Raw genomic sequence first — 26194 nt, 5'->3', positions numbered from 1 at the left:
AATTAAAATCCAAAATATAACATTAATTATATATTAATTTTAAAACAAATATAAGTTGATTAATCGTTAAACCTAACTTATTTAACATAAATAAATTACATTAAAAGAATAAACTATTAATAATTTACAATACAACTTGATTTAATATTTTCATTTTTTAATTAATACACAACAAAACTCCAGAAAAAACAAATTTTCATTAATTGACTTAAAAGAAGAATTGCAGACCTGAAAATAATTATCCTTTTCTTTTTCTTGAATCCGTTACATTATGACTTCATCAGGATATGCAATATTAATTTTCTGTTTTTTTCACTATCAGGTGTAACATATTCTTCGCAACAGATGTCTTATTAAGATGAAACTCCATTTTTGAAATGAAAATAATTTTAGCACCCATCGCTTTATTAATAAGTTCCCTTACTTTTGCCCAGGCCGTGAAAGATACCACGATCAAGCAAAAAGAAATAGAAGCAGTTACAGTAACTGTCAGAAAACCAACAGTAGAATCGAAAGTAGACAGGACAGTGTTTAATGTTGCCAACAGCTCTATCCTGGCAGGGAATACAACCTGGGATGTATTGAGAATGACCCCTTTAGTAAGTATTGATAATAATGACGCCATAAAAGCCGAGGGTGAAGCGGTTACTGTTTATATCAATGACAGAAAATCTGTTTTTACAGGTAAAGAATTAAAGGAATACCTCGCCACAATTCCTGCTGATAACCTGATGAAAATTGAAGTGATCACAAGTCCTTCTTCACGTTATGAAACCTCCGGATCAGTCATCAATATCGTCCTGAAAAAAAGAGATGATGAAGGAATGAAAGGAAGTGTAACCTTCAATAACAGACAGAATACAAAAAACTCGCAGTATACCAACCTTAATCTCAATTATCATAAGAAAAATTTTACCCAGACCCTGATCGGAAGCTACAGCGACAATACATGGGTACAGAAAAATCTTAATGTTAACAGCTTATATGAAAATAACGCCGTTACCACAATCAACAATGAAACCATTTCGAAAAGCAAAAACCCGTCTGTCTCCTCTACTTCCGAATTTGCACTGAATGATAAAAACAATGTAGGACTTATCCTGGAGTATTACCAGAACAAAAACACTTCCACTTCTGATGCAGACGGCACAAAATCACTCAATAATGTATTTGAGAACTCTTATCACCAGGACCAGGATTTAACAGGACGTTACCGTACTTTAGGAACCAATGCTTTTTATAAGTATTATGATAAGGAAAAAAACAGGATCCTGGATATCAACTTAGGCTCCAATTACAATTCACAGGAAAGCATGAATGAGTTTTTAAAAACATTCAGCAATTCTCCTGATATGAATCAAATAATAACGAATTCTAACGAACAAACCAGAAATTATTATGTAAAAGTAGATTACACCCAGCCTCTGGGAAAATCCGGCGGTACTTTTGAAGTAGGGGGCAAAATGGATTTCAACAACAATGTTATTCCAAATGACCTGTATGATAACAGCCAGGCCAATCCCCGGAAAAATGATATTTTTCATTATGAGGACAATATTAACTCCCTGTATGCCAACTACAGCAAAACTTTCTTCAAAAAACTGGAAACCAGGATCGGACTCCGCTATGAGCATATTGATTATAAGATGAGACAGGATGTTGCCGGCACTGAAAGAAAAGATTCTTATGGCACATTTCTCCCCAATTTATTGCTTAAATATTCTTTTTCAGACAAGTATGATTTAAGTCTTACCTATAACCGCAATCTTTGGCGCCCGTGGTACTCAGAGTTTAACCCTTTCCTTATTCCGACCAGTGAAGGAATATCTTCCCGTGGAAATATGGATCTGGAGCCCAACCCAAGCCACAGGCTGTATATGAAACTCGGAATCCTTAAAAAATATTTCCTTTCCGTCAGGTATATGTTTACCGACCAGGATTACTGGACAACCTTTATCGAAGAAAATGGACAAACGGTTACATTGCCCGCCAATTTCAATGGAAAGGTAGAGAAGTATTATCTTTTTGCCAATACCAACCAGACTTTTCTCAAAAACAAACTGAACGTAAATGTCGGGATTGGCTGGTACTATATCGACAACAGCGATTTTAACCAGAGAAACGACCTGAAAGCCAGAAATTACATCAATTATCTTGGGGCTTCTGCCAACCTTTCATACACGAATCTTTTCAATAAGAATATTAACCTGAGCGCCTGGGTTGAGCTGTCCAATCAGAACAATGGAAATTCTTATGCCAATAAAACCAATGTTTTTCATAATATTTCCATGACTAAAATTTTCCCGAAAACCCAAATGGAAGTCAGTCTGCAGCTTATGAATATTTTTCAGAGACCCAATTTTGATGCAACGACCTACAGCCAGACCGGAACTTTCCGCAATGCTTCAAAATCTGACTGGTACGGATTTTCTCTTTCATTCGTAAAACGTTTCGGGAACCAGAAGGTGAAAGAAAATACGAAAACAGATGTTGAAAAAAGTGGCGGAGGCGGAAAGTAAAACTAATTACCATCTATAATAAATTCCCTGTTTAAACTCTTTGATTTCTTTATCAGTAAGTCAAAGAGTTTACCGTTATTAATATATGCACTATGATATTGGGAAATATCCTGGATCCGGATATTGAAACTCAAACTCAAGCTCCGAAATCATTTTTAAAGATGAAATTTCTCTTTTCTTTCCGGAAAACTCACTTTGTATAAAAAGAATATTATTCTGAATATTCAGAACTTCCCGTTTCGTTGGATGAAGAGGGGCAACCACATTATAAAGCTTTGAATGAATTTGTTTTTCCACCATTCTAGTAATCACAGAACAGATATCTGCATAGTGGATATGATTGACAACAGCATCCGGATTGGAGACTTTAAAGTTTTTCAGAATTCTTCCATCACCCATCAATCCTCCCAATCTTAAAATATTTATCTGATTGTATTTTTTCTTAGCCAGACTTTCAATCAATACCTCTTCCGAAGGTAAATTATCCTCAACAAACACTCCCGGAATATCAGGGTAAACTCCGGTTGAGCTCATCAAAAACATCTGTCCGTTAAAGCCACCAATAAATGAAGCTAATTTTTGAAATCTATTCCGTACAGCATCTGCCCCGGATCTTTTCTCCGAAAACGGAATGGTAATGATCAAAACATCCAGATCTGCCACAACATCCCATCGATCCGGCATGCTATCTGATCCATCATCATTAAAATCAACCATTGTTGAGTGAAATCCTTTGCTAAGAATGAGATCAACTTTATCCGGGGAGGTCGTTGTGGTATAGATTTTATCATGACCAGGTAACGCTTCTGCTATTCTCGAGCCCAGCCAGCCATATCCGATAATTCCTGCTTTCCTCATATTTCACATTAAAAAAACATTCCCATTTCTGTATATACTTTATTGTTCCAGGCAGGCTTAATTCAATATCTCATTCATTTCTGTTAAAATAATGGGCTTCCCGTCAGTTATCATAATCGTATGTTCGTGTTGGGCCATGTAACCGCCATTATTCCCCACCATGGTCCAGCCATCGCTCAGCTCTACTGCAAGATTTGAAGAGGTCGAAATAAATGTTTCAATAGCAACCACAGAATTTTTCTTGAACCTTCTGGAATCAAAACGGTTTTTATAATTGAACAGCTCATCAGGCTGTTCATGCAGGCTTCTTCCGATACCATGCCCGGCAAGATTCTTAATAACTCTGAAGCCTCTTTTTTTAGCCTCGGTTTCCATCAACAATCCGATATCCGCTATTTTTACACCACCTTTTATATTGCTGATTGCTTTTTGTAAAATCTCCCTGGAAGCATCCACTAATTTCTGATGCTGATGAATATCTTTTCCAATAATAAAAGAACCTCCGTTATCTGCCCAAAAACCATTGAGCTCTGCCGAAACATCAATATTAATCAGATCTCCTTCCTTTAAAACCCGTTTATCCGTAGGAATTCCGTGGCAAAATTCGTTATCCACGCTAATGCATGTCCACCCCGGAAAACCGTAAGTCAGATAAGGGGCCGATTTTGCTCCAAAATCAGAAAGGATCTTCGCTCCGTAATCATCAATTTCTTTTGTCGTCATGCCCGGCTGAGCATAATTAATCATTTCTTTCAGGGTATAGGCAACCGCTTCACTGGCTTTCTGTATCCCAATTAATTCAGATTCGTTTGTGATGGACATCGTTTTTATTTTTTGATTGTTGGTATTATTTCTGGTAAGATATTTCCGGTTCAATGATCGTTGGAATCACAAAGTTAAGGATTTAATGACATCCTGGCTCATATCTATACCCCTGAATTAATATGCCTTGGTTTCAAATAAGCAAAAAAGACACTCACATTTCTGTAAGTGCCTTTTCTTGTGATCCCACCTGCAACGTTTCCCGTTTATTTATGTGGAGTTATATTTACTTTATATCAGCTATTTATAAAAATATTGGAGTTATGTGGAGCGTCGTGGATGTAGACGGGTTTAAGCATGTTTAATGAAATAACTCTAAAATATTTTACATCATACTGTAAACAAAAAAACGGGGCGGTTTTATATATTCCGCCCCGCTTGATTTGCATAGAGATTTACTCGATTTTCGCTGTATCAAAAGTTACCTCTTTAATCCACCAATCGCGGTGGTAGGTACCTCCCTCAAAACGGAGTTCATACTTTTCATAAGGTATTCCTCTGGTATTCAAAGGAACATTTATGACCGTATTACCCGGGAAGCTGAACGTTTGGCTTACCGGTATTCGGTATCGTTTCCAGAATGGGTCGTAAGCATAAACCATACAGGTACAGGTACTTTCTGCGGCAGGGTTATCTTTTAGCGCCGAACTTAAGCTGCAGGAGATATTCATTTGGGTAAGCAGGATTTTATTCCTGAATTCAAAGAAGACGCCCTGTTCGTCAACATAATCCAAGCTGTCAGAAATCTGTCGCCATACTTCTACTGGTGCATATACAGACCCCCAAGGATTATAAAGATAAGGTCCCGAGTTTTCACGATATATCCGCGAAATATCGAAATGGAGAGCGAGAGGGTTACCATCTATTCCATAATGAACAGCAGGTCTCCAGGCGTATACTCCGCCCGGTTTGTCTTCCCCGTTCACAAGATTTGCCGGTAAAGATTTGTCATCCCAAGACATTCCGGCAGGCGTTTTTTCTATCCAGAACAGGCTCTTATCAATACTGTTATCCTGATATTTTTTATGGATGAAGTAAAGGTCTGAATGCCCCACCCACTTGGCGGTTTCATCCGGTTTCATTATGATATTATCATACGCGGAACGAAAGTGTTCCGGTAAAGGAGACATGCCTTGGTTATCCGTAATATAGCCCGTACGAAAATCAGCATTCTCCTCCCGGGATTTCCTTTTTAAAATGGAGCCCTCGCCGGTAATCTCAGACCTCATGATTCTGTAAGAGGCCTGAGGCTGGCTTCCTAATCCTTCGCTGGCCGTTACGGCGATAAGGTGGTTCCTTTTTCCTCTTTCGTACTGCAGACGTTCGGTATTATTGGTTTTTATATCAAAGGAAGTTACCAGGGCCTGTGCGAATTTCCCGATAACCGCTACGTCCATAGGTTGATTGAGTCTTGTAGAGGAATGTTTATGGAAAGCGCTTTGTATGTCATATACATAGAAAGGGTCAATCAGGAAGTACTGGTATTCGGATCCCGGCTGGGTCATATTTCTGCTTAAGGATTCATGCCAGTATTCGAAGAATCCCTGAGCTTCCAAAAGGGCCGTAAATGCCTTATTTTTGTCTAAGCCATTCATATAGAAAGTAAACTTGGAGATGCCCCATTCCTGCATATCCCTCGGGATGTCCAGCCCATTAGCCGCTAGTCCGCTGTCGCTGACAACAATGACGAATTTTTTAAAATTCTCCATATTCCAGCTCGCATCTGCTTTGGAGTAAGCCTTCACCTGCATAAGCGTCAGATTGTATCGGAGTACGTGGAGCATGCATTGCACTGGCACTCCCAACTGCTGCATGTCCAAAACAAAGGCTGCATCCTTTTGTGTCCATGTCTTATCTGAGGGCAGATCCCATTGGATATCGGATAAATACTGAGAGATAAAATCACTGACAAAACTAATAAATGTCTCATCTCTTTGCTGTTCTTTCTCCTGTGCTACTTTAGCGAAAGCCAGCAGCATTTTCAGGGCTTTGCGATGACGTGTGGTGATAGAAACCTGCGTATTGCTTATCTCGGCATTCTTCTCTGCTAATTTCGCATTGAATTTCTCAATATACAAATTGATAATCTTTTGTTTTAAATTCAGGATCTCAATGTTTACATCATTTATAGCATTGTACACAGATTCGTTTGCGCCTCCGTCAGGATTATTCGAATTTGATTTGTTTAATATGAAGTTTAATGAAGCCAGACGGCTGTTGAGAGTAATCAGTTCGGAATTATATAACTGTTGCGGTGTTTGATTTGTACCTAATACAGCCAGCTCATTTGCCGTCATTTCCAAAGAATCTCTGGATTCAAAATCTGCTTTAAGACCTTTTATCCTGGAAATTTCTATTAGTGTATTACCGAATTCTCCCTGGAAATAAATACTATTATTTTTCAGAAGGTGCTCTGAGAGGGATCCATCATAATTACGGAGGTATTCCTGAATAATACCCAGGAATAGAGATAATTCACCGGAATTATCTTCATACATAAGGCGGGCCAGCTTGTATCTCATCTTGTCATTCTCCAGTCCTGTTGGCAGGATGAAAGAAGCTTCATCATTGTACCTTCCCAAGACAGGAAGTGGGCTGGCGCTAAGATTTTTGGCTGGATTGTTTGTGTTGAAAACTTCTTCCACAGGTATAATTTCTACTGAAAATGGGCAACTGTAGTAGTTTTTAAGATAAAGCACCTGAGAGCCGTCATCCGTACTTATGCGTAGATCCTGACCGATCTTTTCTCTTTTTGCGCCATCTTTAGCTACAAGATAGAATGCCTCGGTTACCAGCAGTTTGGTGCATTGTTTCACATCAGGATTCAAAGTCAGCAGATAATACCCGGTGCCTGTGACGGCTACCTGCGGAGCGTTGGGAATCCCCCACCAGTTGCTGACAGGTTCATAAACAGGCAAGACAAAGTCCAGTGTAGTATCTCCTGCTTTGGTATAATGCGGCAGGCGTATGGACAGCGCACGCACAGCACTATTCTTATTAAAATCTTTGATCCATACCGTTTTAATTTTTCCATCCACTGTGGCGGACAATCCTACATCCTGCCCGGAAGCTGCAAGGCGGAGATCGGAAAATCGGATATTACCCGTTAATTCCAAAGTATCGGTAAGATTGTCTATAGTCGTATTATCTACGGTCCATTCCGACCGCTCACTACTGCCCATGTTGATATGGTAGTTATTTTCTACTGTAGAACCATTGGAACTTACCACGGCATAAGCTGTACCATCCAGCATTTCCGGACTGTTGTGGCCCAGCAGACGGGTAGGATATAACAGAAGTTTCGAAACACGGGGCACCGGTATGTATGATACCGCAGACTGAACCACGGCAGCACCCGGCACAACACTATTCGGCAGGAGTACCTGCAAAGTGTAGCTGCATTCCACATACTCAGGATCATCCGGACTTCGGAAAACACGCAGATACATTTTATCCTGACTGATATGAGATCCAATCGAGAAGGATCTTTGGTTGGAACGTGGGAACATAGATCCCCCATTCCCAGCACGTATGGGTAGACCATTACTGCTCATAATACTTTCCAGTTCACAATTCCCGGTATTAATGGTTATTCCTACGTCATATTGCACCGCCTGTGAAAGCGGAAAAACATACCAGTCTTCATCACCCGGCATTGCCAGCTGGCCTTTGATCTCTTTGTTGGCAGGAATATTTATTGCCTGTTCTTTGGTATGGTGGGGTTCCAGGTCATAAGCACCGGCTTCCTTTTCCCGGAAATTTTGATGCAGGGCCATTTTCAGAACAGAATTATTCCTAAAGACTTCCCGTACGATAATACCCGGTGGTCTTCCGGTAATTTCGTCCTGGATTCCGGATTCAGCCAGATACAATATCAGGTCATTTTTTTGCCTGCATTGTATAATGCGGTTAGGATCTGCATTTTCGGGAATGCTTACATGGAGTTTGTTATTCGCTGCTGCCAGTGCTGTTGCCGTAATTTCCTGATCAACTGTAATTTTCTGAAGTTCAATAATACGTTCCGGATCTGCCTGGGTAAGTCCAGAATGTTTTCCAACGGGCTCCTGATAAGATACCCATTCATTATTTGGTTCTGCTTCCGGATCTGGTAATTCCATCTCCGTGAAATCAGTTTTTGATCCAGTGGAGTCTTTGATCCAGACTCTGAGTAATCCTTTTTCGTAAAGCTGTCTGTAATTGAATATTTCAACAGATAATTGCTGCCCCTCACATTCCAGCAACAGTTCATCTTCTGAAGCGCTTTTATAACGCAATTTGCCTGGATCGGATTCAAGTACCAGCTGTTGAAGATGCTGATAGGGTGAGTCTAGTATAAAATTACCGGCTCCTTTGAAAAAGCTGTAGGTGTTAACAGACTGGTCTCCTGTTACAGAATCCCTTTCGTCTGTTGGCACTTCCTTTCTGGCGGGATAGATGAATGTTTTGGAAAGATGGGTTAATTTGGTGAAGGAACCTCCCATCACAGCCAAGGCATTTAGCGAAAACAGAAGGCCGGATCTATCCCGGATTGCAACGATTTTGGAAGCATCAGTACGCCCGTTGTCCTGGTAGATATTCCGGATACTAAGCTTAGCGTCTCCATACAGTAATTCTACTGCATGATCCGAGCGGCGGGCTGCCAGATGGCGGTAATCTCCTGAAAAGTTGATGAACAGCTGCTGGGTGATTCCCAAACCTGATTCCAGATGAACTATAGTATTACATTTTCCATCCCAGAAAAGTGCATCCTGGCTACGGCTGTATATCTGTATACCTTCGTTGGCGGTAAATACATTGCTGCCACCTTCCCCGTATATGATTATGTCCGCATTTTCAACACCGCTGATATTATAGAATACACCTTTCTGATCAGAAGGATAATCGCGCTTCTCGGGTGTGCCCACCGTTACTTTCAGCGCGTTGAAAATTAGGAGTTGGTCTACATTACCTTTAATCTGCACCTTTTTTTTGGAGAGATTATCATAGGAAGGTGACTGATGGTTATTGAGATTAATACTGCTATCTTCCGGGTCTCTCTCTTTACTTAGAGCAGGACCATCGAAAATAAGTTCCATCAAATTATTCTGAAGCAGCAGCGATACAGTGACTTCCGTATCACGGGCATCCAGGTTGACAGCATTTTCCCCTTTTCTGGCATCTATAAAGCCTACAATACAGCCTTCGCTGTCCAATACAGGGTTAGTCATAAGGGTAGTAGAGCGATCCAGCAGAAAGGTATTATTTTTTTCTCCACTTTTTGCTGAATTGATCAGTGAACCCCGCAGGTCGAATAAATTATCCGCATAAGGATTTCCCTGTGCAGTATAGGTCGTGTCCCGCACGTTATCTCCTAAAAATACGGTAGGTAAGTCGTTACCTGAAGGGGGTATGAAATTGTAACTCGCGTTTTCGCCCAACGAATTAACATCCAGCCTTCTATTGAGAGGAGTGTTGGTGGTAGTCTCGGAAACGCTCTGAAGGCTGACAGGGCCTCCTACCTTGAGAGAGTCGTTGTATATCACAGATTTTACAACAGATTTTTTATCGAAATAATTTAGCTGGCGGTACCCCTCTTTGTGGTAATTGGCTTCCAGAAAATCGCGGGTTTTTGCCCAACCGTTGTTAAGGGATTCTCCCAACCGGACAGCTGCTTCAAGACCTTGTTTCCGGGCTCTCGCCCATTTAGTTGCGCTCGTCTCTATACCGATCCAGGAGGCAAAGAACTGCTCTACCCTTTCCGCATCATTACTGTAATAATCGTGATACTCACTTATAAGCAATGCGCCTTGTACAATGCCGTTGATCAGAAAGGCCGCCACGGCTATCACCGCGCCAATCGGGCCGGCAGACGCAGCAATCGTTCCGATAATACTGGCTGCTACTATTGTGCTGAGGGAAGCTGCAAGACCGGCTACCCCGAGAGCCAGCCCCATGGCTGTGAAGACTACGGTAGTTACAGTACTGGCTACCAGTGATTTGTACGCATAACTATCCATTCCCTGGCCGCTTTCCCAAAAATCACTCCACTGGAGACCTACGGAGGCCAGGGTTACCGCTGCAAGGGCAAAATCTACTCCCAAAAAGCCTGCCATGGTAATTTTCATTGCACTGGTTAATGACATTCCCGCTCCGGCCAGAGTTTTGGTGGTCTGCTGCAGGGTCTTCATCATTAGAGTACTGGCTATCCCCGAAACTGTACCCCCTATAATATCTGTGAGGTCTAAAGCTTTCTGGGCATCAGTAGACGTATTCCAGCCTTTAGCCAGTTGAAAGATACCAATGATTACGGAATAGATTTCCACTGCATTAGAGATCGTATCACTGGCTCTGTCGGCTACACCTATTTTAGATTGAGCCACAGCCTTACGTTGTTGTTCTAACTTTGCTCCCAGCTTCTTCAGATCGGCATCTTGTGCACTTTTAAACTTTTGCAGCAAAGGTGCAGCAGATGCCTCATCCAGTCGAAGAAAGGCTGCCATCAGACGGAAACGTTCAATGGTATCGGCTTTGATGATAAAACTGCGCAGCTTTTCCATATTCAGACTCGCACTATTGTCTGCTCCCCAACTGACAAGGGCGTTGCTGGTCAAAAAGATTTTGGATTCTGCAGCATCCATGGCTGTAATGGCGCTCAGGGCCAGTTCTGCCTGACGGTCCATATCCAGGTTGTATTCCACTTTTCGTACTACCAAAGCTTCCAGGGCTTTTATTATACTGCCGTGTCGGGCCTTCAGGCTATTGTAATCTGCCTCAGGAACTACGCCGCTTAGGGATGAGATCAAGATCCGGGCCCTCTGCTGATCGGTAGCGGAAAGTGCAGTAAAATCCGGAAGCTTCATTACCGCTTCGGTATTGGCCGTTACTTGGGCAATCCCTTTGCGAAGGTTCTGAAGTTCCTTCATCGCAAGGTGGTAGCGGGCGTCTGCAGGGCCTTTTCCTGTGATGCTGATACGCTTTAAATTTTTAGCAACGCGGATAGCACCCTCACTGCCAGAAGTTTCTTCTACATCCCAGATATGATGCCGTGACGGAAGATCGCCGTCTTCAGAATTTTGCTGCAATACGAGAATACGGTTGCCGTCTAAATCTTCATCATGGCTCAGGAAGCTAACACCGCGTGTATCTTTAATTCTATTATTCTCCGACAGCTCCGGATCCGTAAACGCCAAAGCCAGTTGATGGCTGAGATTTTCATGAAGATCTTCCTCACTCATGTATAAAGTATTAATGGGATAAGCTGCATTGGATTGCAAAAGACTATGTTCTTCTATTAGCATTCCCGGATTATTTCCTGACCTGACACAAACCAACCGATTTTCCTGTGCGTTCCATCGGGTCACAATTTTATTTTCGCTGCTCTGAAAATAATGTGTAGTCTTGGTGGGATCATTTCCAGGCGTTATTAGATTTCTACCTGCTGGGGTACCAGTTAATGGCAAAAATGCAGAAATACTAAGCTTAGCCCGGTAAGGAGTATCCGGAGCTTCGAGAAACAGAGGGCTGATCTGACCCAGAAAAGATTCGCTGAAACGGGTGTTCCAATCATCCGGACCATTGGGAACTTTGAGTCCGGTCGTAGGGTCGGTACGTCGTAAAGGGCTGGCCAATTGACATCCCAGAATGCTGAGCTTAACAAAGCCGGCGGAGGAATGCGGACTCAGGTCATTCCACAATTGGGTGACTACCCTATAGGTCTCGGTGGGAGTTAACCCCGTTTCGTGACCGCTTTGGGAAGCGTTTACCGGTAAACCAATTAACAACTTGTCAGAAGCACCGTGCCCGAGCAGATAGGTCCGGATGTTCTTCTTTTCATTCAGGAGCTGCCCCGGGCTCTTATCAACACCATCAATTTTGCCATTCACGGTACTTAGGAGAGTTGTTGCTTTAGTACCATTGTCGTATTTATAGATCAGTGTAGGCACGGTATCCGGCATTTTGTAGGCAAAACCAAGCGCATCATACAATTGCCTTGCTTCATCTCCTACCACAATAAAGATCTGGGCATCATATTTGTTGGCAGAGCCGATAGGGTATTCAATGCTATTTTTCACTAAGCGATAAGATTCGTCGGCAAAGCCCTTCCGGAATAGTTCGGAAATCACTTCTGCACCTTTGGGAGAATTTGATAGATTTTTAATAAATTCTGTCAGAACGAAAATTCCGTCTAATTTATACCTCTGAACTAAAAACCGGGCAACTGCCGGATCGATATTTATCAACTGATCAGTGGTTAGAACGTCAAGAAAGTTGATCAAATGCTTTGAGGGACACACAATCGCATATATGAGATGTGCTTTTTCCTGCGAGTTCAGAAAATCCCAATATTTCAGTGCTGCTCTGGGATCTTGGGCTACTACATTGATCACTGAAAAATTGTGCTTAAGCCCTTCCTTAAGAACGGCGAGCTCGGCTTCCATGATTGACCCTGCCGTAGTAGTTTCTTGCACATTTTTCATTAAAATCTTTTTAGATATTTCCGGATCTACGGAGTCTACCAGGGATCCATCCAATGCATTAAACTGATCAAAATTCCAGGCCAGGATTTTATCTCCCATGGCCAACAACTGCTCTCTTGTTATTTTTCCGATGGCTTCTATGGGAATCGCACGCATTTGATCCGGAACAACATTTTTAAAAAAGAGCGGTGGAATTTTTTCGATATAATACTTCATATTTTTAAAGAAGTCGAGATGAAATTCACCTGCATCTCCTGGTGTTATTTTACTGAAAAGCTTTATATACGGATCTTTTCTGCCCCTGTAGCGTTCAGGAGAATAGGCGTCCAATATACTTCGTTGAGCAGGCTCGAGACCTGGTGCAGTTCCTTCAAAAAATCTGTTGGCAAGATAAATCCGGCCTTCCGGGACAATCTTCCGGACTAAATCTGATGCCGTCTGCACGCCTATTTGCTTTATAGCATCATACACAGCATCATCCAACAATCTAAATAAGTCGTGGGGTAACGCTTTTAACTGATCTTCTGTCCAAGCGAGAAAGAGGGCTGCCAGAGCGTTGGCTTCCATAAACTGAAAGGCAGACCTATTTAGTTTGCTGAGTACGTCTTTAGAAAGTGTTTTTTGCTGTTCAGGACTCAACCTGCCTAAAAAGCCGGTAGACAGAGTATAAAAATCTCCCTGGCTATTTAATGTCCAGAACAATTGTTCCAGGATTGTACTCATTGCATCTGCAGGTATCTGGCGAATCTGCAGATTGGTAAGATGACTAAGAGTGTCCCGAACAATATTATTATTTGTTGTAAGAGAATCTAAAAAACTTTCCTTTGCAAAGGAATTGATAAAAGATTCCGCATTTACTGTTGCAAAAAGGTCAGGTGAAATAAAGCTCCAGGCTTCGATATTCATCGTGTCCGTTATCTGCCCCCAATTGCTAAAAATTGGATGTATGGAACCCGCATCGGGCAACCGCAGCCATTTGGCAATATTAATTTCCCAAGGCGTCGCGGTATCAGGTGACGGATTGAACAGGGCCGACAGTTTTTCCAAAGGAATGGCATTCAGCTGGGCCTGCGTTAATTTTTCATGGATTTTGTTGAAGGTGTCTGGTTGAAGTACCCCCAATTGAGCTCCGGAAAGTGCATCCGTATTTTTCAATAGGATTTTATAAGCCATAGATGGCGTAATATTTGCCAGAAATCCGGTGGAAATCGTGCTTAAAGCACTGATTTGCCCGGGAGTCAGTTCAAAATCTGAAGGAAATTGGACGTTCAGGATGGATATCTCTGTCGTGTCCAGGTAAGCTGCCAGTTCAGCTTCTATGAAGAAGGTTCTTTCTCCTAATGTAATGGGAGTCATTGATATTTGTGTTTTTAATTAATGAAAATATTACAGGCAATAAATACCTGCGTCTTTTAACATCAGAAGTATGAAGCAAGTTTGTTACTATTTACATAATGCTCTCTACCTCTGTCATGATACAGTTATCGGGATGGTAATATAAACCGGAACTGTATAAATTACATTTTGTATTTTTATGTAGTCATCTGCGTTTTTAAATTCTGTAAACAATTGGTTACTACTTACCGGTTGCTTTTTAGGATCGAATCTTATAAAGGTTTCATCATAATAATTTTTTAAAGGTTTGTCTATCATTTAAGCTACAGCTGTTTTTTATTTTTGTGAAGCAAATATGTATCGGCTTTGCGCCAAAACTTGTCGTATTATATATTTTTCAATTATTTACTTTTTTCTGTTTTACCAGCTAAAGAGTATTAGGTTCAATAGATTAAGGACTTCTGGAAAGTGTTTACAGGCCTGTAGTTTTGGAAAAGCAGAGGAATATAGTTACAATCCTGTCCTTTCCTCCAATCTTATCAATTGCTTCATAAAAATTGAGTATAATAGAAATATAACAGTGCCAGGAATATAATTTAGAGTTTTCCTTTTTTATAATTGTTCAGACCGGATGGGAGAAATATTACAACTCTCTGAAATGAAAGAATAAAGCACAAAAAACCGCTCACATTATGTAAGCGGTTGATTTTTATGTGGTCCCACCTGGGCTCGAACCAGGGACACTGGGATTATCAATCCCTGTCTCTAACCAACTGAACTTAATATATTTACTAAAACACTATCTGTTTAATCTTATAGCACATATGCCTAAAATTGAGCCTTATTACCTATTATTAGTAGGGAAATGACTAAAAAGTGCTAACATAATAGAGAATAGGTTTAATAATGAGATTTGATTAATACTGATCTGAATTAAAGATTTTGAATAATTTTCTTATTTTGATACATCAATACAGAGAATTTCTTATCCTTTCTCAAAATCAACATCATATATTCTGGTAACTCAATACCCTGCATCTCTTCTAATTTCTGTTTTAAAAAATCTAAAATGTTACCTGGATATAGAAATTCTACTCTCATCAATACATCAGCATTAAAATACAGAAGAATATGTTTTGTTCTTAGTTCTAAAACTTCATTAATTTTTCCAAAGTATTCATAGGGTTCTAATAGCAATCCATTCTCAATAAATTCATAAGGCGGTATTGAAATAAGGTCAAATACCTCCTGAAACTTCAAGTACAAAGAATTCTTTGTTCTCTGCTACTCTTTTTTTGTAATTAATAATTCTTACCATTGTTTTTGATTTTTTAGTTAGAAATAACACCACAAGAATTGACATTGTACAGCACAAGCAAATTCAACTTTCAACTTGAATTTATAATTGTTCCTGTAAAATTTTTGTTTTCTTATCAGTGGGGGATGATTTCCTCTGAGAATGAGTTGGGGTAGCTTAGATAGGTGGAAGTACTTTTAAATAATTTTTTTTATTTTTTTTTTTAGAAATCCAAAATTTTGAAAAAATAAGTTAATTTTGATAAATTATCCGTATACTGTGAACAATTTAAATTATATAGATCTATTTTCTGGATGTGGAGGGCTCTCTTTAGGATTACATAATTCTAACTGGCAGGGTGTTTTTGCTATCGAAAAAAATTCGGATGCATTTAAAACATTGGAGTATAATCTGATAAATAAAAAAAAACATTTTGATTGGCCTAATTGGCTAACCAAGAGTGCCCATGACATAAACGAAGTAATTAAGAATCATTCATCAGACTTAAAAAATCTTAGAGGTCAAATAAATTTAATTGCTGGAGGACCTCCTTGTCAAGGTTTTTCTATGGCAGGTAGAAGAAATGAATCTGATGAAAGAAATGAGCTTATTAAATCTTATATTCAATTTGTAGATCTAGTTCAGCCAGATTTAATTTTTTTTGAAAATGTGAGAGGATTTACAATGGAATTCAAAAAAAATAAGGAAAAAGGTATTGCTTATTCTGAATTGGTTTTAAAAAGCTTAAGAGATTTAGGTTATTATGTTCAAGGAAAACTGGTGAATTTTTCAGAATATGGTGTACCTCAAAAAAGAACCAGATTTATTTTAATAGGAATTAAATGTTCAAAAAACAATGCTTCTCAAGAAATGGTTAATAGTTTTTTCTCTGAATTAGAAAAAAATAAATATTCATTTCTAAAATCAAAAAAATTAAAATTTATAAACACTGTCGAGGATGCTATTTCTGATTTAGTTCAATCAAATGGTATTGTTGAAAGCATAGATTCCTCAGGATATAAGTCATCAAAATACGGTCAACCTGTTTCAAAGTACCAAAAATATTTAAGAAAGAATATTACTAATAAAACACCTGATAGTCATCGCTTTGCAAAACATCAAGAAACTACTATAAAAAAGTTTCAAAAGATTCTTGACTTAACTAAAGATCGAAGAAATTTAGATATTACAAATGAGATAAGACTAAGATTTAATATAAAAAAACATACAATTATTCCCTTGTCAGAAAAAGATTGCAGCCCTACTATTACAACTCTACCAGATGACTATATCCATTATAAAGAGCCGAGAATTCTAACTGTGAGAGAATATGCAAGACTTCAATCATTTCCTGATTGGTATGAGTTTAAGGGTAAATATACAACTGGTGGAAAATTAAGAAAGAAAGAAGTTCCACGTTATTCTCAAATAGGTAACGCGATCCCCCCTTTATTTGCAGAACAAGCAGGAATAATTTTAAGAAACTTACTCAATGGATAAAGGTGTATTAAGATTTGATATAAAGACGGGAATGAAAAACATCATTGGTAGAGATTTAATTACCGATGATTTTATTGCTATATATGAGCTTGTAAAAAATTCTTATGATGCATATGCTGATTTTGTGAAAATTATTTTTAAAGATGATGAAATAATTATTATTGACAATGGGAAAGGTATGTCAAAAGATGATTTAGTCAAAAAATGGTTTGCGGTTGCTTACTCTGCTAAAAAAGATAATACTGAGGATGAGGGTTTAAAAAGAAATTCTCACTTAAACAATCTAAAATCCAGAAGATTTTATGCTGGAGCTAAGGGAGTTGGACGTTTTTCATGTGATAGATTAGGGGGGCAATTACAACTTATAACATCAAAAATTAATACAAATCAAACATATCAAGTTGATGTTGATTGGGCTGAATTTGAAAAAGATGCACAACAAAGCTTTGGTTCTATCGAAATTCCATTTAAAGAAATCAAAAATGAAAAAATTTTCCCAAAATCTTACTCAAATGGAACAATCCTAAAAATTTCTAAACTTAATTCAAATTGGGATGAAATTAAGTTAAGAGAACTCCGAAGATCACTTGAAAAACTTATAAACCCATTTTCAAAAGATAATAGTTTTGTCATTGAAATTGAAGCAAGAAATTTTATTAACTTAGATAAAAATTCAGATAAAAATCTTAAAATTAATGGTATAGTAGATAATACTATACTGAAAATTTTTGATTTAAAAACAACCCAAATTGATTTAGTTTTAAAAGATAAATACATTACTACAAAAATAATTGATAGAGGAACATTAATTTACCATATAGAAGAACCTAATAAATTTCATACAATTATTAATGATTTAGAGATTAATCTCTACTTCTTGAATCGAAGTGCTAAAATCAACTTTGGCAAATTAATGGACATTGAACCTGTAAATTATGGAAATGTATTTTTATTTAAAAATGGTTTTAGGGTCCAACCTTATGGAAATGTTGGAGATGATAGCTGGAAAATTGACAACAGAAAACAACAAGGATATAATAGATTTTTAGGTTCAAGAGATTTATTTGGTGCAGTCGAATTAATAACTGAGAACTTTAATGAATTTAAAGAAGTTTCAAGTCGAGATGGAGGACTTGTGGAAACTGTAGGCAAAAATATTTTATTTGAAATTTTATACGAAAAGGCATTAAAGAGATTAGAACGTTATGTTGTAGGTGTGCTTTGGGGAGAAGGATTTAAAAGACGGAACTATTTTTTAAATGAAAAAGTAGCTGAAAATTTTAGAAAAAACTTAGAAGAAGATAAGGATAAGGATTTTTTTGAAGATGCTTTAAGTAACTTGGGTAGTAAGATTGATTTTGTGAACTTGATCAAAACACTAAGTGATGATAAAGACATTAAAATAATAGAATATAACAAAGACTTATTAAATCTCGTTAATGAACAACTTGATATTGTCCAACCTAAATTTATTGCAGACTTAGAAAAAATAGCAGAGAAAACTAATGACAAAGACCTACTTAATCAAGTAAAGTTAACAGAAGACAACTTTAATAAAATTCTAAAGGAAAAAGACGACGCTGAAAAAAGAGAAGAAGAAGAAAGAAAAAAGAGAATTGAAGCCGAGAAAAAAGCAGAAGAAGAAAGAAAAAAACGTGAGGAGGCTGAAAGAAAGCAACGAGAAGAGGCTGAAAAAAGAAGAATAGCAGAATTTGAAGCCGAAAGGAAAGAAAAAGAAAGAGCATTAGCCGAACTTGCAAAATTAAAAGCTGAACAGAAAGCTAAGGAAGAAAAAGAAAAGAATAAAGATCTTACTGATAAGCTAAGTATTGAAACTAAAAAAAATCAATATCTTAACGCAACAAGAAAAACGTTAAGTGATGATGCAGAGCAACTTGTCCATTCAATTGATTTATATGTGGGTAACGCATCTACATATGTCAATGATTTGTTATCAACTTCAATTGATAATGAAATAAAAAATAAAATTTATTCAATAAAAAATAATATTGATAAAGCTCTAAAAGTTTCACAAATCATTATAAAATCAAATTTTGATTATAAACATACGAATCAAAGGATAAATCTTCCAATTTATATAAAAGAATACTTAGAAGTACATGATTCAAGAAAAAATTTTGAAATCAACGTAGAAAATGTATTAGATAAGTTCATTGTTCTTAACCCTATCGATATTGATATAATTCTTGACAACCTTATTTCAAATTCAATTAAAGCTAAAGCTAAAAAGGTTATCGTTGAATTTTGCAAAAAAGATAACAAACTTGAAATTCTTTATTCTGATAATGGTAATGGTGTTCCTGAAAAATTAGCAAAAAATCCTAAGGCAATTTTTGAATTAGGTGTTCGTGAATCGTCAGAAAAAGGATCTGGTATTGGTATGTATGATGTTGACAAGCGAGTTAAAAATTTGAAAGGAAGTATTGAGTTTATTGGTAATAATATTAAGTTAAAAGGGGCTTCCTTCAAAATTACAATATAAATAATGGCATCAAGTAATAAAATATCACTGAATTATCTTGTTTTTGATGACGAGGATGAAGAATTAAATCAAAATAAGACTCAAGTTAAAGTTCCGGGAATTGAATGTAATTTAATTTTTGTAAATCCTGTTAAATATTGGAATCAAGAAACCAATGAATTTGATATAGATAGTTTCAACACTGAGCTTGATGAATTACTAAGAGGTAAGCAAATTAATTTAATAGCTTCAGACTGGAATATGATACCTAAAACTGAAAACTATGATGAAATAAATGCATTAGAAATCATAAAGATTTTAGTAGGAAAACATGAGAAATTTAAAAAGATTCAATATTTAATTTATTCTGGCAAACCCAAAGAAGTTAGCCAAGTCTTAGTATCTGGTATTCAAAAGGATTTAGCTACAACTGAAGAGCCTATTTATTCACGAGAGCTGCTAAGTCTTCTTTTGGAATTAAAAATCAAATTTTCTACCAGAAACGAAAGATTTAACGAGATTAACACATTGATTACAAATAGCAAAAGTATCTCTTTAATTGTACTTAACACTTTAAGCCTTTTCGATGAAAATATTGTTATTAATACTGGAAATGAAGATTACGATGGACAAAAAATAGGATACTTACTTAATTTAATATCCGAAAATAATGATTTAGGTTTGAAGTTTATACGTGAAATAGTTGAACTATCTATAGCACATTATTCTAAATTAAATGAATAATTATAAAAATATACTTATACTACATGCTGTAGATGAATCAACTGTTTTTTTAGAAACTTTAGGAAAAGAGTTTTCTGAATTTTATCATCAATTTGACAGTAATACTGATTCTATCCATCATGCAAAATCTTTATTAGCAGATTTAGAGCCTAAATCTTTAATTATTTATTTAGGCCATGGAAGTTCATTCGGACTTTATGAGCCAGATGAAAGCCATATATATGAAAAATATTTTTTGAATACTCAATGGGGAAATCATTATTTCGAGGATCATGATATTCTTCTAATAAGTTGTAGGTCTTCAGATTTTATTAAAACCATGAATACTTTTAGTTCGGCAATAGGTTTTGGCAATATTATCAGCTCTAAAAAAGAAGTAGACTTTCATAATGAAAAAAATCACATAAAAAAAGATCTCAGTGCCGACGAAATTTCTATATTTAACACTTTCTACATTGAAGCCTCAATAAAAGTTATAAAGCTTTTAATATCAGATAAAATATTATTTTCTTCAATTTATAATTATTATATTTTTTTTATTAATCAAACCATAAACACTGTTCTTTTAGATAAAGAAAATAAAAATAGAATTGAATTGGCAAGGCTACTTTTTGAGTTTAGAAACACTATAAAATATATTAATCTAATTTTTTAATATTATCACCCCTAAGAAGAGGTGATAATAAATTAACTCAAAAACCAATGATAATCAGAATTACCATTGATACTTTGTAGAATACCTTTAGTAAAGTCAAAAGCATTCAAAGTCCTACCTTTAATTTGATGACTTACTCTTATTTCAGGTTCACTTATAAAATGGTTAGGAAGTACATTAGCAATACAATTTTGAGATATTTCTATGAACTCCTGATGACTAATAGTCTTTTCGTTAACCTGTAGAAATAAAAAAGCCTGATTAATTTCATTCTTAATCAGGCTTAATTGGGAATTGATAAAAGTATTATTATCATTGGGTGGTTTAGCTTTCTGCTGTTTACTATTCCAATAATTAGGATTTATAAACAATCCTGTAGAAAATGCTTTTCTATCTCCTTGAAAAGTTAATCTACAGATTATAGGTACTAATCCTTGGTTATTAATTCTGGTTGCAGAAATTAAAAACAGGATTTTTAAAATATTTATATTCATTAGCTATTGTAAATAATTAAAAATGTGTGATTTAATATGCAACCCAAAATTTAAAAGTTGCAACCCAATTGTATGCCTTTTTAGACAACAAAATCAAACTTGACAAGTATAAAGTATTAGAATTACAGAATTCAACAGTATAGTAAACTATTGATAAACAGCTTTAGTAAACAAAAAAAGCACCTACATTTCTGTAAGTGCTTGGTTTAAATAGTGGTCCCACCTGGGCTCGAACCAGGGACCACCTGATTATGAGTCAGGTGCTCTAACCAACTGAGCTATAGGACCTCAAAATCTGGTTAAATTTTGTGATTGCAAAAATAGCAAAATTTATTTCACTACAAAACTTTTTATTGCTTTTCTTGACAAAGTTCTACCAGCACACCATTGGTGGATTTCGGGTGCAGAAAGACAACTAATTTATTATCAGCACCTTCTTTCGGTTCTTCGGAAATAAACTGAAATCCTTCTTTTTTTAATCTTTCAACTTCTTCAAGAATATTTTCAACACCAAACGCCAGATGATGGATGCCTTCCCCCTTTTTATCGATAAATTTTGAGATCGGACTTTCCTGGTTATTGGCCTCCAGAAGTTCTATTTTGCTTTCCCCGGTTCCATAAAAAGAAGTGACAACCCCTTCCCTTTCCACAGTTTCTTTTTTGTAGGATTCTTTTCCCAAAAGTTTTTTAAAAAGTTCATCAGAAACTCCTAAAGATTTTACGGCAATACCGATATGTTCTAACTTCATAAATACTATTAAATTATAATTAAATCGTAAATTTGATACAGCGATCAAATTTCAACTGAGCAATTCAAACAAAAGTACTAAATTTGCAGAAATTATGGAAAGTAACAGACAAAGAAAAGTAGCACAGATTATACAGGAAGACTTCGCCGAGCTTTTCAGGAAACAGGCTGCAGAAAGCAAACAAAGTATCCTGGTAAGTGTTTCAGATGTAAAAGTATCTGCTGATTTAGGAATTGCAAAAATTTATTTAAGCATTTTCCCTCAGGAATTCCGTGCTCCTGTCATGAAAGAAATAGAAGAAAATAAAGCCCAGTACAGAAATTTTATCGGCCAGAAGATGGCAAAACAAGTTCGGGTAATTCCTCAGCTGAATTTTTACTTAGACACGGCCCTTGATGATGTTGAAAAACTTGAAAGAGAACTGAGAGGAGAAGGTGACAATCCTGTTTTATAAGAATTGAAAAACATTGCATTTTATATCGCTTCAAGATACCTTTTAGCCAAAAAAGGGAGTACGGCCGTTACGTTTATTACGTGGCTGGCAATTGGAGCTATGACTGTGGCTGTCACTGCAATGTTTGTGATTATTTCTGTTTTTTCAGGCCTTGAAGATCTTAATAAAGACCTGATTTCCAACCTGCATGCAGACCTTACTATTAAAAGCAATTCCGGAAAGACCATCAAGGACCTGAACAAGGTTAACCAGATTTTAAAAAGCAATCCGGAAATTAAAAGCTTTTCCAGAATTATTGAAGAAAAAGTATACATCAGCTACAACGGAAAAGGTGATATTGCCTTTTTAAGAGGGGTTGATTCTGCCTATACCAAAGTGAATCCTATCAATAAAGATGTCTTCTACGGTTCGTATCCGGGATTTGAATACTCGAACGAAGTACTGATGGAAAACTCCCTGGACAACAGACTATCTATTCCTGTAGACTCAAACCGTGATTATGCTACGGTTTTCATGCCGAAACCGGGAACCGGAATGATCAATAAGGAAGAAGATATTTACAATAAAAAAGATATCATCGTAACCGGTGTTTTCCCGGGGAAAGATCAGCTGGACAATTATATTATTTCCCCTATAGAACTGACTGAGGAATTATTAAGCTTACCCAAAAATTCGGCTTATCAGATTGTTATCAAATTAAATAATCCGGAAAACGCTGACCTTGTAAAAGACAGGCTTCTTTCATCCTTAGGCAAAAATATTGAAGTTAAAACCAAAGAAGAGGAGAATGCCGCATTCTGGAAAATGATCAATACAGAAAAGCTCTTTATCTATCTGATTTTTGCACTGGTAATTTTCATTACGACATTTAATCTCGCAGGAGCTATTATCATTCTGCAGCTTGATAAAAAAGAACAGGCCAAATCTCTGATTTCAATGGGGCTTCCGTTAATTCAGCTAAGGAAAATGTACTTTTATACCGGAGTTCTTATTGTAGTATGCGGAATCATTTCAGGAGTAATTCTTGGAACGGTTCTTTGCTATTTCCAATTGTATTCAGGATTCTTCAAAGCTAATGAAACCTTGCCTTTTCCTGTAAAAATTGTAGGTAAAAATTATTTCATTGTTGCCATTACGGCTTCCTTATTCGGATTCATCATTTCGTGGGTATTTTCAAAGATAAGTAAAGAGTATATTACTAAAAATTAATACCGTACGGAATCTCTTTTTCGTACCTTTACCGCCCAATTTTTTTGAAATGAAACGAATTTTATTCACTTTTTTACTGAGTTTTGCATTTGCTGATGCATTTGCCCAAATTCCTGCGGGATATTATGACGGAACGACCGGCTTAACAGGTGCCGCTCTTAAGACTAAATTAAGCCAGATCATTTCCAATCATCAGGATCATGGCTATGGTGGACTGTGGGATGGCTATGAAACTACTGACCGCGACACTTCTTACGAAAACGATAATACAATCCTGGATATTTATTCTGAAAATCCAAATGGTGCGGATCCTTATAATTTCATTTATGGAACTAACCAATGTGGAAATTACAGCAGTGAAGGAGATTGCTATAACAGAGAGCATATTGTTCCTCAAAGCCTTTTCAATGAAGCTTTACCTATGAAATCGGATATCCATTTTATCCGTGCTACAGACGGTAAAGTAAACGGGATGAGATCGAATTACCCTTTCGGAAAAGTAGGTTCTACGTCTTTCACATCCATGAATGGTTCTAAACTGGGAACTTCAGTTTCTCCCGGATACTCAGGGATTGTTTTTGAGCCTGTTGATGCATTCAAAGGTGATGTTGCCAGAATGATTTTCTATTTTGTAACAAGATATGAATCTCAGCTTTCGTCTTTCGATACAGGGGATATGCTTGGCGGATCAGCTTTTCCGGGACTTCAGACCTGGGAGCTTAACCAATTATTAGCTTGGAATGCTGCAGATCCTGTATCTCCCACAGAAATTACCAGAAATAATGCATCTCATGTTTACCAGGGAAACAGAAACCCTTTTATCGATCATCCGGAATATGCCGGTTCAATCTGGGGAACACCGGTTGCAGATACTCAGGCTCCCACAGCAGCAGCCAATTTAACGGCCAGCAATCCTACTTCAAATTCAATGGTTCTGAGCTGGACGGCAGCTACTGATAATATAGGGGTAGCAGGATACGAAATTTATGTAAACGGAACACTGAACACAACTGTTTCAGGAACTACCGCAACTGTTCAGGGATTGGCTCCTTCAACAACATACACTTTCTATATTATTGCAAAAGATGCAGCCGGAAATTCATCGCCACAAAGTAATATTGCTACAGGAACTACTTTGACAGGACCTATAGGCGGAAGCTGTGGAACAGAAACTTTTGATGCTATCCCTACTGCCAGCGCAAGCTCTTACGTAGACAGAACATGGACCAGCAATAATATCACCTGGGCTGCCACATTTGCAAGAACAGATGAAACTATTAACGGAAAATCAATTACGATCAGAGGTGGAAATCTCACAAGTTCTACAATTTCAGGAGGAGTTCAGAGCCTAACATTGACCACACAACTGAAATATTCAGGGACTGCAGGTACTCTTAATGTTGAAGTGAACGGAACCCTTGTAGGAACAATCCCTTACAGTGCTACTGTAGCAACCACAACAATCAACGGAATCAATGTCACCGGAAATGCTGTGATTAAAATAACGAATCCTTCAACGAGCAACAGGGTAGCAATGGATGACCTGAGCTGGACATGCGCTACATTAGCCACTTCAGATCTTACAAAAGGTAAATCTTCTTTCAGTGTATACCCTAATCCGGTTAAAAATAACGAATTGTTTGTAAAAGGTGAAGAGCTAAGCAAAGTTTCAAAAGCTGAAATCTATGACCTGTCCGGAAAGCTGATAGAATCGATTGCCCATCCTTTCAAAAATTCCAATAAGATCAATCTTAAAGGAGCTCAGAAAGGAATTTACATTCTTAAAACCGATAATACTTCTTCAAAGTTCATTGTAGATTAACAAAAAATATTTCAAACTAAAGACCGATTTATTTGGTCTTTTTTTTATTTTTGACAGATGGATTCCAATAAAAAATTAGGCCTGATAGGAAGAAATATTTCCTATTCTTTTTCTAAAAAATTTTTCGAAGACAAGTTTCAGAAATTAATGCTTAAAGGCTTTTCTTACGACATCTTCGATCTTAATGAAATCGATGAAGTAGAAAACCTGTTCTCAACCCCTGAGCTTTTAGGCTTTAATGTAACAATTCCCTATAAAGAAAAAATCATTGGCTATCTGGATGAATTAAGTGATGAAGCAGAAAAAATCGGTGCCGTCAACTGTGTGGCCATTCAAAACGGTAAAAGAACAGGCTACAATACAGATGCATTCGGGTTTGAAAAAACACTGCTGCTTCATAAAAAAGCCCATCATACTTCCGCTTTGATTCTCGGAAACGGAGGAGCGGCCAAAGCGGTAAAATATATTCTGGATAAACATGGCATTTCCTCAAAGACCGTTGCAAGAACCTCAGAATTGAATTTTGAAAACCTTGATAAAGAAACCGTTAGAAATCATCAACTGATCATCCAGACCACTCCTGTCGGTACTTTCCCTAATGTGGAAGATTGTCTTGGCTTCCCTTTTGAAGGACTTTCAAATGAGCACCTGATCATAGATTTAATATACAATCCAAATTACACCCAATTCATTATTAACGCTGCTGAACAAGGAGCAAAAACAGTGAACGGCTACTACATGCTTGAGCAGCAAGCAGAAAAAGCTTGGGAAATTTGGAATTTTCAAAAAAAATAACAT

At 37.2% G+C, this 26194-nt stretch carries 15 protein-coding genes and 2 tRNA genes; 9 read left to right on the top strand and 8 right to left on the bottom strand.

Annotation, left to right across the window (positions count from 1 at the left end; genetic code table 11):
• Window positions 1-377: 377 nt before the first annotated feature.
• The gene (locus tag PMI13_RS14595) at window positions 378-2519 is read left to right on the top strand and encodes an outer membrane beta-barrel protein (RefSeq protein WP_007845013.1); all 2142 of its coding nucleotides are present in this window, start codon (window positions 378-380) and stop codon (window positions 2517-2519) included.
• A gap of 90 nt (window positions 2520-2609) precedes the next feature.
• On the opposite strand, the gene PMI13_RS14590 is transcribed toward PMI13_RS14595, so the two are convergent.
• The 5 genes from PMI13_RS14590 to PMI13_RS14565 all read right to left on the bottom strand — a co-directional run bounded on the left by PMI13_RS14590 (window position 2610) and on the right by PMI13_RS14565 (window position 15250).
• A complete protein-coding gene (locus PMI13_RS14590; protein ID WP_007845011.1) occupies window positions 2610-3377 on the bottom strand; it encodes a Rossmann-fold NAD(P)-binding domain-containing protein in 768 nt (255 codons plus the stop codon).
• A gap of 57 nt (window positions 3378-3434) precedes the next feature.
• A complete protein-coding gene (map, locus tag PMI13_RS14585; RefSeq protein ID WP_007845009.1) occupies window positions 3435-4199 on the bottom strand; it encodes a type I methionyl aminopeptidase in 765 nt (254 codons plus the stop codon).
• Between the two features lie 395 nt (window positions 4200-4594).
• Window positions 4595-14011, bottom strand: a complete 9417-nt coding sequence (locus PMI13_RS14580) for a hypothetical protein (protein ID WP_007845008.1) — start codon at window positions 14009-14011, stop codon at window positions 4595-4597.
• Between the two features lie 693 nt (window positions 14012-14704).
• Window positions 14705-14770, bottom strand: a tRNA-Ile gene (locus PMI13_RS14570).
• Window positions 14771-14923: 153 nt separating this feature from the next.
• Window positions 14924-15250: a hypothetical protein gene (locus PMI13_RS14565; RefSeq protein ID WP_007845006.1), complete on the bottom strand. Its 327-nt coding sequence runs from the start codon at window positions 15248-15250 to the stop codon at window positions 14924-14926.
• A 316-nt stretch (window positions 15251-15566) separates the two neighbouring features.
• Here PMI13_RS14565 and PMI13_RS14560 point away from each other — a divergent pair, with 316 nt between their 5' ends.
• The 4 genes from PMI13_RS14560 to PMI13_RS14545 are packed head-to-tail and all read left to right on the top strand — an operon-like array spanning window position 15567 to window position 20668.
• A complete protein-coding gene (locus PMI13_RS14560; protein WP_034669604.1) occupies window positions 15567-16787 on the top strand; it encodes a DNA cytosine methyltransferase in 1221 nt (406 codons plus the stop codon).
• On the top strand, window positions 16780-19290 hold the full coding sequence (locus PMI13_RS14555) for an ATP-binding protein (protein WP_007845003.1): 2511 nt from the start codon (window positions 16780-16782) through the stop codon (window positions 19288-19290). Before PMI13_RS14560 ends, PMI13_RS14555 begins: the two co-directional genes overlap by 8 nt.
• Window positions 19291-19293: 3 nt before the next feature.
• On the top strand, window positions 19294-20013 hold the full coding sequence (locus tag PMI13_RS14550; RefSeq protein ID WP_007845001.1) for a hypothetical protein: 720 nt from the start codon (window positions 19294-19296) through the stop codon (window positions 20011-20013).
• Entirely contained in the window at window positions 20006-20668 is a 663-nt protein-coding gene (locus tag PMI13_RS14545; RefSeq protein ID WP_007845000.1) for a hypothetical protein, read from the top strand. The genes PMI13_RS14550 and PMI13_RS14545 overlap by 8 nt, the downstream gene beginning before the upstream one ends.
• A 32-nt stretch (window positions 20669-20700) precedes the next feature.
• Here the strand turns inward: PMI13_RS14545 and PMI13_RS20955 are convergent, their stop codons facing one another.
• The 3 genes from PMI13_RS20955 to mce all read right to left on the bottom strand — a co-directional run bounded on the left by PMI13_RS20955 (window position 20701) and on the right by mce (window position 21911).
• The gene (locus PMI13_RS20955) at window positions 20701-21162 is read right to left on the bottom strand and encodes an Arm DNA-binding domain-containing protein (RefSeq protein WP_007844999.1); all 462 of its coding nucleotides are present in this window, start codon (window positions 21160-21162) and stop codon (window positions 20701-20703) included.
• A 214-nt stretch (window positions 21163-21376) separates the two neighbouring features.
• A tRNA-Ile gene (locus tag PMI13_RS14535) sits at window positions 21377-21450 on the bottom strand.
• A 62-nt stretch (window positions 21451-21512) separates the two neighbouring features.
• Window positions 21513-21911 carry a methylmalonyl-CoA epimerase gene (mce, locus tag PMI13_RS14530; RefSeq protein ID WP_007844997.1) on the bottom strand — a complete coding sequence of 133 codons (399 nt, stop codon included), beginning with the start codon at window positions 21909-21911 and terminating at the stop codon, window positions 21513-21515.
• 94 nt (window positions 21912-22005) lie between these two features.
• Here mce and rbfA point away from each other — a divergent pair, with 94 nt between their 5' ends.
• Genes rbfA through PMI13_RS14510 form a run of 4 tightly spaced genes read left to right on the top strand, consistent with a single transcriptional unit; the run spans window position 22006 to window position 26191 of the window.
• A complete protein-coding gene (gene rbfA, locus PMI13_RS14525) occupies window positions 22006-22365 on the top strand; it encodes a 30S ribosome-binding factor RbfA (RefSeq protein ID WP_007844995.1) in 360 nt (119 codons plus the stop codon).
• 3 nt (window positions 22366-22368) lie between these two features.
• The gene (locus tag PMI13_RS14520) at window positions 22369-23574 is read left to right on the top strand and encodes an ABC transporter permease (protein WP_007844994.1); all 1206 of its coding nucleotides are present in this window, start codon (window positions 22369-22371) and stop codon (window positions 23572-23574) included.
• 49 nt (window positions 23575-23623) lie between these two features.
• On the top strand, window positions 23624-25396 hold the full coding sequence (locus PMI13_RS14515; protein WP_007844993.1) for an endonuclease: 1773 nt from the start codon (window positions 23624-23626) through the stop codon (window positions 25394-25396).
• A gap of 57 nt (window positions 25397-25453) precedes the next feature.
• The gene (locus PMI13_RS14510; RefSeq protein WP_007844992.1) at window positions 25454-26191 is read left to right on the top strand and encodes a shikimate dehydrogenase family protein; all 738 of its coding nucleotides are present in this window, start codon (window positions 25454-25456) and stop codon (window positions 26189-26191) included.
• Window positions 26192-26194: the final 3 nt, after the last annotated feature.

This window comes from Chryseobacterium populi (assembly GCF_000282115.1).
GTDB classification, from domain to species: domain Bacteria; phylum Bacteroidota; class Bacteroidia; order Flavobacteriales; family Weeksellaceae; genus Chryseobacterium; species Chryseobacterium populi.
This window is presented reverse-complemented; position numbering and strand designations above follow the sequence as displayed.

Coding starts and splice junctions, on each gene's coding strand:
- rbfA (WP_007844995.1), top strand. CDS start 22,006: ATGGAAAGTAACAGACAAAGAAAAGTAGCACAGATTATACAGGAAGAC.
- PMI13_RS14555 (WP_007845003.1), top strand. CDS start 16,780: ATGGATAAAGGTGTATTAAGATTTGATATAAAGACGGGAATGAAAAAC.
- PMI13_RS14580 (WP_007845008.1), bottom strand. CDS start 14,011: ATGACTCCCATTACATTAGGAGAAAGAACCTTCTTCATAGAAGCTGAA.
- PMI13_RS14590 (WP_007845011.1), bottom strand. CDS start 3,377: ATGAGGAAAGCAGGAATTATCGGATATGGCTGGCTGGGCTCGAGAATA.
- map (WP_007845009.1), bottom strand. CDS start 4,199: ATGTCCATCACAAACGAATCTGAATTAATTGGGATACAGAAAGCCAGT.
- PMI13_RS20955 (WP_007844999.1), bottom strand. CDS start 21,162: ATGAATATAAATATTTTAAAAATCCTGTTTTTAATTTCTGCAACCAGA.
- PMI13_RS14515 (WP_007844993.1), top strand. CDS start 23,624: ATGAAACGAATTTTATTCACTTTTTTACTGAGTTTTGCATTTGCTGAT.
- mce (WP_007844997.1), bottom strand. CDS start 21,911: ATGAAGTTAGAACATATCGGTATTGCCGTAAAATCTTTAGGAGTTTCT.
- PMI13_RS14510 (WP_007844992.1), top strand. CDS start 25,454: ATGGATTCCAATAAAAAATTAGGCCTGATAGGAAGAAATATTTCCTAT.
- PMI13_RS14595 (WP_007845013.1), top strand. CDS start 378: ATGAAAATAATTTTAGCACCCATCGCTTTATTAATAAGTTCCCTTACT.
- PMI13_RS14545 (WP_007845000.1), top strand. CDS start 20,006: ATGAATAATTATAAAAATATACTTATACTACATGCTGTAGATGAATCA.
- PMI13_RS14550 (WP_007845001.1), top strand. CDS start 19,294: ATGGCATCAAGTAATAAAATATCACTGAATTATCTTGTTTTTGATGAC.